This window comes from Mesorhizobium sp. M5C.F.Ca.IN.020.32.2.1 (assembly GCF_004023105.1).
Taxonomy (GTDB): Bacteria; Pseudomonadota; Alphaproteobacteria; order Rhizobiales; family Rhizobiaceae; genus Mesorhizobium; species Mesorhizobium wenxiniae.
This window is the reverse complement of sequence record NZ_RZSX01000072.1, coordinates 1-12,810: the sequence shown is the minus strand read 5'-3', so window position 1 is coordinate 12,810 and position 12,810 is coordinate 1. Positions and strand designations below refer to the sequence as shown.

Genomic DNA, 12,810 nt, shown 5'->3' with positions numbered 1-12,810 from the left:
CTGCAATATGTTGACCGACAGCCTGTCGGCCTTGCGGTCGAGCAGCGGCGTCAATTGCAGCATCTCGGCAATGGCTCCGACGCGACGGTCGATCTCGGCCTTTGGCGCGCCGCGCATTTTCGGGCCGTAGGCGAGGTTCTGCCGCACGCTCATATGGGTGAAGATCGCGTAGTTCTGGAAGACGAAGCCGACGCCGCGCCGTCCCATCGGCACGCCGGTCATGTCGCGCTCGCCGAACAGGATCTTCCCGCTGGTCGGCTCCTCCATGCCGGCGATCATGTTCATGGTCGTCGACTTGCCGCAGCCTGACGGCCCGAGCAGCGCTATGAACTCGCCGTCGGCGATGGCCAGATCCATCGTCTTCAGCGCGGTGAAGTCGCCGAACTTCTTGACCAGATTCTGCAGATGGATGGCGCTCATGCCAGCACCTCCCGCGCCCGCGCCATGCGCTTCATGGCAAATACCGCTGCGATGGACAGCACGATCAGGATGGCCAGCGCGATCGCCGCGACATAGCCCCAGATCAGGTCCTGGGTGGTGAGCTTGTAGATGTAGACGGAGATCGTCTCGGTTGCGACGCCGGGACCGCCGCCGGTCATGATGTAGAGCGTGTCGAATATCTTGAAGTTCTCGATCACCCGGATCGCCAGCGCGACGATGATGATCGTCTTCATCTTCGGCAGCACGATGGTGACGAAGCGCTGCCAGGGATTGGCGCCGAGCAGCGTCGCCGCCTTGATCTGGTCCTCGGGCACGCCGACCAGGCCGGCAAGCAGGATGAGGAACATCAGTGGTGTCCACTGCCAGATGTCGGCGACCATGACGGCGATGAGCGCCAGCGTCGGGTCCGAAAGCCAGGCGATCGTGACGGGAAAGCCTGATAGCGCCGACAGGATGTCGTTGACCGGGCCGCCCGACTGGAACAGCATGAAGAACATGTAGCCGGCCACCGCCGGCACCACCATCATCGGCATCAGCAGGATCGAATAGAATACCCGCCTGCCCGGAAACTCGTCGGCAAACAGCGTGGCGAGCGCGAGGCCGAGCAGGAATTCCGCAGGCACGCAGATGATCATGACGATGGCCGTGCGCTTCAGCGCGCTCCAGAAGCGCGCGTCGGCGGCAAGGTCGGTGTAGTTGGCGAAATTGTTCCACAGCGACCAGGCGTTCCACCAGCCGAGGCCGGACAGCGGCGACCAGTCGGTCAGGCTAATATAGAGCTGCATGAGCAGCGGGAAGACGGCGATGAACAGCACCAGGATCTGCGCCGGCAGCGTCAGCCGGAAGCCGACCTTTGCCCCTTCGTCCCGCAAGGCCGGCTTTGCCTGGACGGCCTTCATCACGTCCTCCGAAATCGTCGCAGTCACCGCGCTCATTGCTTGAGCGCCCCAAAGGTCAGCCCGCGCACCAGATGGCGCTGGATGGCGACGCCCATGATCACCGGCGGCACCGCTGCAATAAGGCCGAGCGCCGCCTTGGCGCCGTAGAGCTGTCCCGTCATCGAGGAGGACAGCGAGGCCATGTAGACGGGGACCGTCACCCATTCGCGCGTCGTCAGAAGCAGCGCGATCAGATAGTCCGACCAGTTGAGAATGAAGACGAACAGCGCGGCGCTGGCCAGCGGTGCGCGCATCATCGGCAGCGTGATGCGGGTGAAGACGCGCCACCGCGAACAGCCCTCAACCAGCGCCGCTTCCTCGATCTCGCGCGGCATGTCGTCGAAGAAGGTCTTCATCAGCCAGAAGGCGAAAGGCAGCGTGACGATGCCGTAGATCAGCGACAGTCCCCACCAGCTGTCGGTGAAGTTTAGGAAGGCCCACATCATCATGACCGGGGTCATCACCGCCATCGGCGGAAACAGGCGAAGCTGGATCAGCGCCAGCGGCAGATTCTGGCCCGAGCCGAAGCGCGACAGTCCGTAGGCGGCTGCCGTGCCGGCCGACATGGCGATTGCCGTGCCGAACGTGGCCGACAGCAGCGACGACAGGATCGGTTTCAGCGCGGTGCGGTCGAGCGCGACGATCAGATTGTTGGTCGATTCCCCGAAGACGAACCGGAAATTGCTGAGCGTCGGGTTCTTCGGCCACCAGGTCAGGTGGGCGCCGGTCGCCGACCATTCGGCGATCGGCTTGAAGGCCATCGACACCGTCCACAGGATCGGCACCAGCGTCACCGCCATGGCCGCAAGGATCGCTGCATAGCGGAATATTTCGAAAGGAACGGAACGCTTCATCTTACAGCTTTGCTGGGGTCATCGTTTGCAGAGGGGAAGAGCAATCACTCCTCCCCTCCATTCGGATTCAGGGAGCAGGATCAGCTGACCGGATCGAGAACAGTAGGCCAGGCTTCCTTGTTGGTCTTGATGGCTTCGAGAAGCTTCTCCTCGCCGGTGCGGCGGGCGATCTTCTTCCATTCGGCCTCGGTGTCGGCCATCGCCTGCTCGGCGGTCTTGGCCTTGGTAAGTGCTGCGACGAGGTTCTCGTCCAGCGCATTGTGGAAGGCGGTGGCGCCGGGATAGTTGATGGTCGGCACGGTGCGGGCGACCGTCTCGCGCACCACATCCATGTGGTAGGCGTGATAGGTCTGGCGGACCAACGGGTCGGAGAAATCCGACAGCCGGAACGGATCGAAATAGCCGCCAGGATTGGCGGTCATCCAGGCATAGATCCGGCTCGATCCCAGCCACTGCAGGAACAGGTAACAGGCCTCCGGATTCTTGGCCTGCGAGGAGACCGAAGCCGAGAGGTTCAGCCACAGCACCGAACGGCTGATCAGCTTCCCGTCGATCTCGCGGCCGGGCGGCAGCATCGAGCCGATCTTGCCGGTGACCTGCGAATCCATGTTGCCGGCATTGTCGAGGAATTTCGGCAGGTTGGAGAAGGCGCAGGTCATGGCGGCGCCGCCCTTGGCGAAATTGCCGTACTGCTCCGGCCAGCCCCAGGAGATCGCGTCCGGCGAATGATGGGCCAGCGAGGCGATGTACTCGTTGGTCGCAGCGATGCCTTGCTCCGAATTGATCAGCGGCTTGCCGGTGTCGTCGAACAGGAACTGATTGGGCGAAGCCATTGAGACATAACGCTGATACCAATTGGTATAGCCCCAGCCCTGGTTGCGCAGATCGGTTGAGCCGAACAAGCCCTTGTCCGGGCGCTGGAAGAAGGCCGCGATCTCGTCATTCTGCTTCCAGGTCTTCGGCGGCGCCAATTCGTAGCCATGCTTGTCGGAGAAGGCTTTCTTTTCGGCCGCGTCGCCGAACAGATCGGTGCGGTAGACCCAGGTCTGGAAATCGCCATCCAGCGACACGCCATAGGTCGAGCCGCGATACTGGTTGAGCAGCGAGACGCCCTTGGCGCCGTTGACATAGCCGCGCTCGGGATCGTCCCATTCCGGCTTGTACTGGGCGACGAAGTCGTCGAGCTTCAGGATGCCGCCGGTTTCGGCGAGATCGCCGAGACGGTTCCATTCCACCGCGTAGATGTCATAGGCCCCACCCTTGGTGGAGATGTCCTGCATCGTCTTGGTGAACTCCTGGCCATTCGGCACGCCGACGATCCCGAGCGGAATGCCGGTCTCCTTCTCCCACAGGTCCTTGATCGAGGGCGCGCCGGCAGGAAATGGCTGCGTCAACTGGCCGATCGAGCCGTCGGACAGGCCGAGCACGATCTTGGCAGGCGCCTTGCCGGCGCCCTTCATCGCCTTTGCCGCCTCGATGGCGCGGCCTTCCGGCGTATCAGGCCCATACTGATAACGCTCCGAGCCGTCGAAGCCCGTCGGGCCGCCGATCATGCCCGGCGCGAGCGCATCGGCTGCATAGGCGCGGCTGGGACGGATGAATTTCGGTGCGATACCTGCGGCGGCAACAAGCACGGCCGCCTTTCCACCGGACGCCAGCAAACGGCGCCGCGACATGCGGATCATATCAGACATTGGAAGTCCTCCCTCGGGCCTTGTTCCTTCACGGCCAATGATGGATATTGACGGCACTATGGGAAGGCTGTCAACATCATAAATACTCAAAATACATCATACCACCGCAAGGGGAGGAAAAATGCCGTCCACCAACATCATCACACCACACTCACTGCCTGAATTTGAGGGGACCGTGTGCCGCGCCGACCTTTTTCGACACGGCTCGACGATTTGGTGTAGCCCACCGGCTTGCGCATCGGCCAAGGCCGGATACATCATTTCCCATCAGAATCGCGGATGGGATGAAGCCGTCGTCCGATCCGTCAATCCGCGATTTTTGATGCGCCTGTAGCGCACAAGCATGAGGTGATCGACAGTGCGGTCCACCCTGACTGACATAGCCCGGGAAGCCGGCGTTTCAGCCGCCACGGTCGACCGTGTGCTCAACAACCGCGCCGGGGTCAGGGCGCGCACCCGCGAAGTCGTGCTGGAGACTGCGCAGCGGCTTGGCTACATCGCTGAAAATTCGAACGGCCCGACCACGCGCACCGCGCTGCGCGGCGATGTCATGCGGCTCGACTTCGCGCTGCCCGCCGGCACCAATTCCTTCATCAAGATGCTGCACCGGCATATCGAGGCGCAAGCGCAGTCGCGACCGGACCTCGATGTGCGCGTCGCCACGATCGAAGGCTTCAATCCCGACCGGCTCGCCCGCCTGCTGCAGGACTTGCACGGCCAGACGCAAGGCGTGGGTGTCATCGCACTCGACCATCCGACCGTCCGCGAGGCGATCCGCTCGCTGTCGGCCAGCGGCGTCAAGGTCGTCACCATCGCGTCCGACATCCTGCATGTGCCGAGGGTCGCCTATATCGGCATCGACAACCGCGCCGCCGGGCGCCTCGCCGGCTATTTGCTCAATCGCTTCATGGGCGCTGATCGTCCGGGCAAGGTCGCACTGTTCGCCGGCTCGCTCTCCTATCGCGGCCATGAGGAACGCGAGATGGGGTTCCGCCACATCCTCACGGAAGAATCGCCCAATCTGCAGATCGTCGAGATGCGCGAGATGCTGGACGACCGGGAAAAGGCCTATGCGGAGGCCTCCGCCCTGCTGGACCGGCATCCGGACCTGGCCGCGATCTACAATGTCGGTGCCGGCAACACCGGCATCGCTCGCGCGCTTAAGGAGCGTGGGCGCGCACTGTCGACCGTGTTCCTTGGCCACGAGGTGACGGAAGGCACCAAAGAGCTTCTGCTCGACGGCACGCTCGACGCAGTCATCGACCAGAACCCGCGCGTCGAAGCCCGCGAAGCGCTCAACACCTTGACCCATGCGGTCAGGGGCTTGCCTTACGAGCTGCACCAGCCGAGGCTGCAGGTGATCTTCAGGGAAAGCATCCCGGAGATCTGAACGGAAGTTCCGGGATAAGAGAGGTCGCGCCAGCAATTGGGGCTGTGGCGCTGCGGCGATCAGGGTAATCTGAGCTCGATGCCGTGCGGGCTGTTGTCTTCGGGACGAGGAGGACCGGGATCTCCTCCGCATGCAAACGGTTCGGCGTTCGGCTGGGTTCGCGGCGGAAGCGGCTGCCGCGAGGATCGTTCGCGAACACTGGCGCAGCACGCTGGGGCTCGGCCGCGACGAGACGCTGGCTGCGGCCTATTGGCGACGTGGCGCGGCGGGACCGATGGCCGGCTGGATCCTGCTCACGATCGCTTGCGCATCCTCGCCAAGGCCGATCGCGATCCGGTCGCCGGAAACAATGCCTGATATGTCGCAGACGACCAGCGGCATGCTGACATCGTAGAGAAACTCGGCGACGATGGCGCCGACGGCCAGAATCGGGTCGGGCCGCTGCAGGATAATGCCGGCCGGCGCCGTGCCCCTGCGGATCGCCTCGGCCAGAACCGAGGACGAGGACGAAGATCCCCGCCCGGAAGCCATCACCAGGATCTTGGCAGCGACATTTTGGCCAAGACCAGGATGCGAACGGTCAATGATGTCGCCCGTCTCGATGTCCAGGCCGCCCCAGAAACTGAGCGCTTGCGACAGCACCAGCGCCGAGCCTTGTGCCTCGCCGGCAAGCTGGAAACTGCCAACTCTGTTCAGGGCTCGACTTTTCAGGGCTCGACTTGCCTGTTCACTCATGGCGCACCCCTCACGACGTGCCCGACCGCTGCCGAGCGGATGCAGTCCTCCATCTCGCCGAACGCCACCGAGACGCCGATATTGCCGGGGGCGTAATGCGCCCATTTGCCGGAGTTGGTCATCACCACGCCGTCGAGGCGCTCGATGATGGTGGTGACATAGGTGCAGGTATCCGTCACTGGAATGAGGTTGAACGCCTTCACACTCTCCAGCTCGCCTTCGTCCTGAAGCCGCGTCAGCGTCGCGCGCCCGGTGTTGACATAGATCGGGATGCCCCTGCCCGGCGCGATATGGCGCAGCATCGGCAGCAGGCGCATCCACTCGTGATGGGAAAAATGCGGCGTGCCGAGCGATACGGCCGCAAGCGGCGCACCGTCGGGGACGCTGGACAGCCTGGCCAGAGCATGATCGATGTCGGCGCGAGAGATCCGGATCGTCTCCTCCGGCGCCTTGCCGCGAAACGCCTCGTCGAGCGTCTTTGCTTCCGGCGTGATGCCGACCGCATGAAACAGTGCCACCGCGCCCGTCGTTGCCGCCGCCGCACCCAGCGCCTTCAGCTGGTCCTCGTCGCGCGGCTGCGGCAGGCGCGATATCACCGGGATGCGGTCGCGACTCGCCTGCCCGATGATCAGCCCGACGCCAACGAACAGGGCGTCGGTAGGCTCGAAAGAACCGGTCAGCTCGAACAGGATCTGGCCGTGCCGGTTTTCGCTTAAATGCAGCCCCCAGGCCGGCGCCCGCCCGGTCATCGCGCAGCACAAATCGATGAAATCACCACAGCGATTGGTCCGCGCTCCAATCACCGAATTGGCAAAGACGATGGCGTTGGACTCGCCCCAGGCGATCTGCTCGCCGAAAGCCGGCCGGAACCGCGTCTGATAGGGCGCGCAGGTGAAGGTCGCCTGACAGCCGAGCTCCAGATGCGCCTTCATCAGCCGCCGCGCCGGCACTTCTTCGGCGGCCGGCATCTTCACCAGGCCGGGATGGATGAGGTCGAACGAACCGACGTTCAATGTGGTGGGCACCCGAACGCTGCCACCGCCCTCGACCAGCCTCTCGACGAAATCGAGACCGGCCTGGCCGTGATAGAGGCAGCCGTCGATATGGGCACCGGCAATATCCAGCAGCTTGCGCGCGCCGACCGCCTTCGAAAAGGCGACCAGGATCTTCATCGCTGCGGCCGCGGCCGGGCCGTGCTCGCCCTGCAGCATCGACTGATCGCCCGCCATCAATTCAAGCGTCATCGGGTGTTCCGCTTTCCTCACTATGCCCGACCATGCTCTCACGGATTGCAGTCCGCCTGGCAAGATCAGTTCGCGGCGATCAGCACCGTACTCTTCGGCGACCAGCGCAGCAGCACCTCCTGGCCTTCCGCCAGCCTGTCAGCGCCGGTGTTCTGCACGATGACCTTGAGCGTCTGGCCGTCGCGTTCGACGAAATAGGTACTGTTGTTGCCGGCGAAGATACGCTTGGAAATTTGGCCACGGAGCACATTGCCATTGGCCTGGTCCGCGCTTCCGGAATCGATGGCGATGCGGATGCGTTCGGGCCGCACCGCGCAGCTGGCCTTGGCGCCGGCGGCAAGCGTCGCCCCTGCCCGGGCGGCGATCGTCGTGCCGTCGGGCAGCCGGATACCGACGCCTGTGGCCTCGCCGCGAAAGATGTTGGCATCGCCGAGGAAGGTGGCGGCGAATTCGCTTTTCGGGCTGTCGTAGATCTCCTCCGGCGGCCCTTCCTGCACCAGCTGGCCATCGCGCAGGATACCGATGCGGTCGCTCATCGTGAGCGCTTCTTCCTGGTCGTGGGTGACGAAGATGGTGGTGATGCCGATCTCGCGCTGGATACGCTTCAGTTCGATCTGCATGTCGACCCGCAGCGCCTTATCGAGCGCGCCGAGTGGTTCGTCGAGCAAAAGCACACGCGGCTTGGTGACGATGGCGCGGGCCAGCGCAACCCGCTGGCGCTGACCGCCGGACAGCTGGTGCGGCCGGCGGCCGCCGAGTTTGCTGAGTTGTACCAGATCGAGCGCGCGCTGCACCTCGCTTGCAATAGTTGCCTTGGCCTCGCCACGCACCGACAGGCCGAAGGCAACATTGTCGGCCACGCTCATATTTGGAAACAGCGCATAGTTCTGAAACACCATGCCGATACGCCGCCTCTCAACCGGCACCCGCTCGACGCTCTCGCCGCCGATCGCGATGCGGCCCGAGTCGGGGAAATCGAAGCCCGCGATTTGCCGCAGCAGCGTGGTCTTGCCGCTGCCCGAGGGCCCAAGCAGTGCATAGAAACCACCGTCGGCAAAATCGATGGAGACGTCATCCAGTGCCTTGTGCGCCCCGAAATTGCGCGACAAATTCGATACCTGAACGCCGGCCATTATTTCTCTCCGCCGAATTTGAAGAAACGTGCCGTAAGCAGCATCAGCGCCATCGAGACGACGATGATGATCGTCGAGACCGCGTTGATCTCGGGCGTGAAACCCTTGCGGATCGCGGCGTAGATCTCGACCGGCAAGGTTGTCTGACCCGGCGTCGACAGGAAGTAGGACACCACGAACTGGTCGAACGATACGGCAAAGGCGAACAGCCCGCCGGCGATGACGCCCGGCATGATCCAGGGCAAGGTCACGCGCCGCGTCACCTGCCACTGGTTGGCGCCGAGCGATCGCGCCGCCTCTTCCAGTTCCGGCGCAAAGGTCTGCAGCCGTGCCGAGACGACGACGATGACATAGGGCAGCGCCAGCGCCACATGGCCGAGCAGGATCGCGAACAGACCACGCCCGATGCCGACGCCGAAGAAGAAGATCAGCATCGCCGTGCCGGTGATCAGCCACGGAATGGCGATCGGCGGAAACAGTAGCGCTTGCAGGAATTTCTTGCCGCGAAATTCGTAGCGATAGAACGCCAGCGACGCCGCCGTGCCGAGCGCGGTGCAAAGGATGGTGGTGATGACGGCGATCTCTATGCTGTTCGAGGTTGCGGAGATCAGCTGGTCGTTCTGCCACAGCGACGCGTACCATTCAGTCGTCCTTTCGAACGGCAATTGGTAGAAGGGCGAGACGTTGAACGACATCAGCGCCATGATGACGATCGGGAGATAGAGGAAGGCGAGCAGCAGCCAGATGTAGAGCCGGCCAAGCCATTCGAGGATACGGGTCGTCGCCATCAGGCGGCCCTCCTGAGCACCGGCGATGTCAGCGCAAGAATGACCAGGACGACGGCCAGCAGGATGAAGGACAGCGCTGCGCCCAGCGGCCAGTTGAAGACGGCGACGAACTGATCCTCGATGACCGTTCCGTAGAAGGTACCGGTGCGCCCGCCGAGGATACGCGGCTCCATGAAGGATCCGACGACGGGCACGAAGATCAGCGCTGCGCCCGCCACCAGCCCCGGCATGGACAGCGGGATGATCACCCGCCTCAGCATCTGCAGCCTTGAGGCGCCGAGCGAGCGCCCTGCCTCGATCAGCGAGTCGTCGATGGCCTGCAGCGTGAGGTAACAGGTCAGCACCATGTAGGGCACGTAGGAATGCACCAGCCCGATGACGACGGCCGGATACGAATACATCAGGTCGATGTTGATCTTGAACGGCAGCACGGCGTTGAGCGCGGTGTCGAGAATGCCGCCCTCGCGCAGCACCATCGCCCAGGAGAAGATGCGCACCAGCCCGTTCGACCAGAACGGCAGGATGACGAGCAGGAAGATCGCCTCGCGGCTGCGCCCTTTCAGCACCTTGGCCAGCACATAGGCTGCGGGAAAGCCGATGACGACGCACCACAGGGTCACCTCAAGTCCGAGCCTGAGCGACGCCAGCAGCAGCGTCAAATACAGCCGCTCTGAGAAGAAGGTGGCGTAGTTCTCCAGCGTGAACGACCACGCCTTCCCCGACAGCGGCAGCTCGGTCATCGAGGAGAAGAAGACCATGGCCGACAGCGGCAGGAAGATCGCCACCGTCAGCCACAGATAAGCGGGCAGAAGCAGGGGCAAAGCCGATCGCAATCCGCTCCTCGAACCGGTCGCGACTTGGTCCGCCATATGCCTCTCCCCGAAAGCCCGCCCGCTACTTCACGTTGACCTTGAGCTCTTGCCACAGCGCCAGATAGGCCTCGCGCTGCGCATCGGTGATGGGCGCCTGGAACTGGATGCGCTTGGCGACATCGGGATCGCCCATCACCTTGCGGTTGAACGCATCTTCGGGAAGCGCTGCAATCGCCTTGGTGTTGGCCGAGACCGGCGCGCCGACCTTGGTGACCCATTCAACGTAGAAGCCGGGATCGATCATGTAGTTGATGAACGCCTCGGCGCCGGCGACATTCTTGGAGCCGACCGGAATGGAAAAGGCGTCGAGCCAGGCGACGGCGCCTTCCCTTGGGATGACCAGCGAGACCGGCAGCTTGAAATGCCTCTTGGCGCGGTCGGCCGAACCGCTCCAGTAGGTGCCGATGTCGATCTGGTTGGAGGCGACCATCTGGTTCCAATCGTTCTCCGAGCTCCAGAATGTCTTGATCTGCGGCATCAGCGAGGTCAGCTTCGCCTTGACAGCTTCCATGTCATTGATGTCGTTGATGTTCTGGCCGGTGGCGATGGCGCCGAACTGAACCGCTTCGACCGCGTCGTCGCGAATCACCACGCGGCCCTTATGGGCCTCGTTCCACATTTCGGTGATGCTGGTCGGCGGCGTCTCGAAGGACTTCTCGTTGATGGCGAGCGCGGTCAAGCCCCACACCCATGGCACGCCATAGACCTTGCCGTCACGAACGAGCATCGGCGATCCCGCCTTGTCCGGGCTGATGTCGGCGTAATTGGGAATATTGGCGACGTCGATCGGCTGGATCAGCTTTTCCGCCATCGCCTGGTCGTTGAAGGCTGCGTTGATCATGACGACGTCGTAGAGGCCGGGATTGGTCCTCAGCTTGGTCAGCATTTCCTGTTCGGAATTGAAGAAGTCGTTGACGACCTTGTTGCCGGTCGCCTTCTCGAAGGCCGCGATGGCCCAGGGCTCGTCGGCCCCGTAGCCCTTCCAGTTGAGCACATGCACTTCGGCGGCAGTGGCGGCCAGCGTCAGCGCGGAGGTGAAGACGGCAGTCGCCGTCAGAAAAGCAGTCAGTTTTGGCATGCGCATGTTCGTTCCTCTCATTGTTCTGCCCGGTTGGCGGGCTTGTTGCGTCATTTAGGCTGTCATAAATGGGCCTCTTGCTTCCGGCCGTGCACGGATCGATCGTCATCGCCGAGGAATGTCTGGATCTCCTGGTCGGTCGGCGCCGATGATCCGCCATGGCGGGTGACCGAGAGCGCCGCCGCCGCATTGGCGTAGCGCGCCGCTTCGAAGGGCGGCACGCCGCGCGAAAGCGCGCTGACGAAGGCGCCGATATGGGTGTCGCCGGCGCCGTTGGTATCGACGGCGGCGACCTTAAAACCGGGCACGGCCTGCGCGATGCCGTCACCCAGCCGCACGAAGCAGCCTTTTGCCCCGGCGCGGATGACGACCCCCTCGGCGCTCGGACTGTGATTGGAAAGAAGCCGGGCAGCAATAACCTCGACATCGCCGGGGCCGGCGATCTCGGCCGCTTCTACGATGTTGCAGCTCAGCCAGCTCGTGCGCGCCAGCACCCGGTCGAGAATGGTGCGCGGGATGTCTGATATAACAGGCGTCGGATCGAAGACGAAGGAAATTTCCGCCGGCAGCGCCTCGATCCAGTCGGCCAGCGCATCGCGGCTGCCGATATAGCTCAGCGTGTAGCCGGAGGCGAACACCCAATCCCCCGGCGCAACCCGGACGGGCGCCATCATGCCGAGGCTGAGAACACTCTCGGCACCAGGCCATGACACGAAGGTGCGCTCGGCGTCGCCGCTGATCATGGCGACGCAATTGCCGCTGTCCATCATGGTGGATGCCGGGGTCAGCGTTGCGATGCCTTCCGCCGCGAGGGCGGCACGCAAGAAGTCACCATTCGGTCCGCTGCCGAGTTGTCCGCCGAACGCCACTTTCATACCGGTGCGGCTGGCCGCGACCATCATGTTGAAGCCGCCGCCGGCGACCTGGGCAAAGCTCGATGCGGTTTTCTCGGTGCCGGGCGCCGGCAAGGCGTCGATGCGGTAGACATAGTCGACCACCGCGCTGCCGATATGGACGAGACGCCCGCTCATGCCGCCGCGTCCTTGCCTGAACTGCTTTTCGCCATCCGCGCCGCGACCAGGTCGGCGGCGAGCGCGCGCACCTGCGCAATGTCGACGCCTTTGAGCCGGTTGATGTGTTCCTGCGGCAATCGGGAAAAGCCGGCGCAGGCGCCTGCCATGCCGGCGGCAATGGCGCCGATCGTGTCGGTGTCGCCGCCGAGATTGGCGCTGATGACGGCCGCCAGCCAGGGATCGCCGCCGGCAATTTCCAGCACCGCGAAGGCCGCCGGAACCGATTCCTGGCTGGCGACGCCGGTGCCGACCAGGTCGACGATCAGCCGGATGCCGTCAGTGACAGCCTTGCCGCGAACGAGGCTCCTCGCCCAGTCGATACGCGCGGCAATGTCGCCGCCAGTGATCCAGTGACCGAGTTCTGCGCCGCGCTTGGCCGCCACGACGGCACGATCTGCGGCGGCACGCCAGTCGCCGCCGGCAACGCCGCGGCTGACGGCGGCAGCGACGGCTGCGGCCGAAGCAATGGCGATCGAGGTGTTGTGCGTGGCGCGGCAGGTTTCGGCGACCTTGGCGACCAGCGCGTCGAGCGGCTCCGGCGGCATCATGATGCCGACCGGCGCGATCCGC

13 protein-coding genes are annotated in these 12,810 nt (G+C 63.8%); 1 reads left to right on the top strand and 12 read right to left on the bottom strand.

What is annotated here, in order from left to right:
• From EOA86_RS05930 to EOA86_RS05915, 4 genes are all read right to left on the bottom strand, one after another.
• On the bottom strand, positions 1–420 hold a 420-nt coding region (locus EOA86_RS05930), incomplete at its 3' end, for an ABC transporter ATP-binding protein (protein WP_164891579.1).
• Complete coding sequence (locus EOA86_RS05925) at positions 417–1,376, bottom strand: sugar ABC transporter permease (protein ID WP_128340977.1); 960 nt, start codon at positions 1,374–1,376, stop codon at positions 417–419. The genes EOA86_RS05930 and EOA86_RS05925, both read right to left, overlap by 4 nt.
• Positions 1,373–2,233, bottom strand: coding sequence for a carbohydrate ABC transporter permease (locus EOA86_RS05920; RefSeq protein ID WP_128340976.1), 861 nt, complete (start codon positions 2,231–2,233; stop codon positions 1,373–1,375). The genes EOA86_RS05925 and EOA86_RS05920 overlap by 4 nt, the downstream gene beginning before the upstream one ends.
• Before the next feature lie 80 nt (positions 2,234–2,313).
• Positions 2,314–3,927 (bottom strand): extracellular solute-binding protein, encoded by a 1,614-nt coding sequence (locus tag EOA86_RS05915; RefSeq protein ID WP_128340975.1) that lies wholly within the window; start codon positions 3,925–3,927, stop codon positions 2,314–2,316.
• A 358-nt stretch (positions 3,928–4,285) separates the two neighbouring features.
• On the opposite strand from EOA86_RS05915, the gene EOA86_RS05910 reads away from it, so the two are divergent.
• Positions 4,286–5,317, top strand: a complete 1,032-nt coding sequence (locus EOA86_RS05910) for a LacI family DNA-binding transcriptional regulator (protein WP_127209138.1) — start codon at positions 4,286–4,288, stop codon at positions 5,315–5,317.
• Between the two features lie 246 nt (positions 5,318–5,563).
• On the opposite strand, the gene EOA86_RS05900 is transcribed toward EOA86_RS05910, so the two are convergent.
• The 8 genes from EOA86_RS05900 to EOA86_RS05865 all read right to left on the bottom strand — a co-directional run.
• Entirely contained in the window at positions 5,564–6,052 is a 489-nt protein-coding gene (locus tag EOA86_RS05900; protein WP_128340974.1) for a DUF126 domain-containing protein, read from the bottom strand.
• On the bottom strand, positions 6,049–7,296 hold the full coding sequence (locus EOA86_RS05895; protein WP_128340973.1) for an aconitase X: 1,248 nt from the start codon (positions 7,294–7,296) through the stop codon (positions 6,049–6,051). Before EOA86_RS05895 ends, EOA86_RS05900 begins: the two co-directional genes overlap by 4 nt.
• A 65-nt stretch (positions 7,297–7,361) precedes the next feature.
• The gene (locus tag EOA86_RS05890; protein ID WP_128340972.1) at positions 7,362–8,429 is read right to left on the bottom strand and encodes an ABC transporter ATP-binding protein; all 1,068 of its coding nucleotides are present in this window, start codon (positions 8,427–8,429) and stop codon (positions 7,362–7,364) included.
• The gene (locus EOA86_RS05885) at positions 8,429–9,217 is read right to left on the bottom strand and encodes an ABC transporter permease (RefSeq protein WP_128340971.1); all 789 of its coding nucleotides are present in this window, start codon (positions 9,215–9,217) and stop codon (positions 8,429–8,431) included. Before EOA86_RS05885 ends, EOA86_RS05890 begins: the two co-directional genes overlap by 1 nt.
• Positions 9,217–10,086, bottom strand: coding sequence for an ABC transporter permease (locus EOA86_RS05880; protein ID WP_127211142.1), 870 nt, complete (start codon positions 10,084–10,086; stop codon positions 9,217–9,219). Before EOA86_RS05880 ends, EOA86_RS05885 begins: the two co-directional genes overlap by 1 nt.
• A gap of 25 nt (positions 10,087–10,111) precedes the next feature.
• Positions 10,112–11,173 carry an ABC transporter substrate-binding protein gene (locus EOA86_RS05875; RefSeq protein ID WP_128340970.1) on the bottom strand — a complete coding sequence of 354 codons (1,062 nt, stop codon included), beginning with the start codon at positions 11,171–11,173 and terminating at the stop codon, positions 10,112–10,114.
• 56 nt (positions 11,174–11,229) lie between these two features.
• On the bottom strand, positions 11,230–12,198 hold the full coding sequence (locus EOA86_RS05870) for a PfkB family carbohydrate kinase (RefSeq protein WP_128340969.1): 969 nt from the start codon (positions 12,196–12,198) through the stop codon (positions 11,230–11,232).
• A partial coding sequence (locus EOA86_RS05865; protein WP_206629964.1) for an ADP-ribosylglycohydrolase family protein occupies positions 12,195–12,810 on the bottom strand: 616 nt, incomplete at its 5' end. The genes EOA86_RS05865 and EOA86_RS05870, both read right to left, overlap by 4 nt.